Annotated in this window: 1 protein-coding gene; it reads left to right on the top strand. The window is 50.0% G+C overall.

Features of this window, described 5'->3' with window-relative positions; genetic code table 11:
- Positions 1-385 precede the first annotated feature (385 nt).
- Positions 386-1,204 (top strand): hypothetical protein, encoded by an 819-nt coding sequence (locus NW853_RS06920; RefSeq protein WP_414348554.1) that lies wholly within the window; start codon positions 386-388, stop codon positions 1,202-1,204.
- Positions 1,205-1,277 lie beyond the last annotated feature (73 nt).

Below are 1,277 nucleotides of genomic sequence, written 5' to 3'. Positions count from 1 at the left end.
CTGCTCTGTCTCCGGTTTTTTGGGCTCAGCTCGCCGTAGCCCAGCCCTAGATCTGCCTTCCACCACAACCCCTACCAGACACCACCGCTAGTTTGGCGTCCATCCTACTGCTATGTCAGCGCTGCGTGGCAACAACGCCACCTCACAGCTTTTGAGAGTGTAGTTATTTCAAACCAGATTAAGACACTCCTCAGTCGCTCCCTTTTTGGAAGAGGTGAGTTGGAGATCGATGTGATAGACCATTTCATTGCCATTGGATTTGAATAGGCTAACATAAGTGATTCTGCTGATATCCGAACAGCTTCGTATTCTCAAATACTGACAGATGCTACATTGACAAGCAATAATGAGGACAACCACAAAAGGGTCAACGGAGCTGAGTTCTATGAGATGCGTGGAGCAAACTCCCGGCAAGCGTGTTTATCTAGAGCCTGTAGTTTCTGGGGCTGTCGGTATTGCCTTTGTAATGTTGCTTTTTTCGTTCCCACTTATCCTAACTATTGGGCTTTCTGAGAGGGATCGCCGTTTTACTTGCCATCGGCTTGATCAGGATACAGTCACCTGTGAAGTGGTCTTCCAGCCACTGCTGCCTTTACCAAAACAGATCGAGTTTTATTATGACGTAAGGGGAGCCGGAACCGAAACTGAAACTCGAACAGACTCCGAAGGATACGAGACAACCTATTACTACGTCACTCTCATAACTCCTGCAGGAGAAACAAAAGCTTGGTCAGCCGCCAGCGAGAGCGAGGCTCGGCAACTGGCAACAAAGATCCAATCGTTTCGGATGAGTGCAGAGAGCCAGCTCTTGGTGGCCGGCGATGGTTTTGTCTTAGAGGATTTCTTGGCTGTTGCTCTGGCTCCAGCAGGAGTGGTGGTTCTATCGCTAATACTCGCTTTAAGTAAGAAGAGGCGTCGGCTGACCTTTGACCGCTCCCTCTACCAGATCTTGGAGGAGTACCTCACTCCCTTTGGAATAAGGGGGCGGAAAACTTATTCCTTCAGAGATGTTCAGCAAGTTGTAGTTGAGAGGTCAACAGATTCCGATGGCGATAGTTATTTTTCGGTGAAGGTGGAGCTGGCATCGGGAGAGCCTTTGTTGCATCTCAGTTTCGATTCTGACAATGGCAAGGCAAGGGCGGAGGCGGAGCAATTGGGCCAGCTTTTGGGGTGTCCGGTAAGGCTGCCGGAGGCAACGTCTTAGGCTTAGCCTATTCTGAGCCCCCACTTGGGTTTTTGGGGACAAGCCCGGCCAAAGCTGAGACAATAACACCTGT

It is taken from the genome of Synechococcus sp. H55.11, from assembly GCF_047462475.1.
Taxonomy (GTDB): Bacteria; Cyanobacteriota; Cyanobacteriia; order Thermostichales; family Thermostichaceae; genus Thermostichus.
This window is presented reverse-complemented; position numbering and strand designations above follow the sequence as displayed.

What these genes read in the sequence shown, in the direction of transcription:
- NW853_RS06920 (WP_414348554.1), top strand. Translation starts at nt 386, where the DNA reads ATGAGATGCGTGGAGCAAACTCCCGGCAAGCGTGTTTATCTAGAGCCT.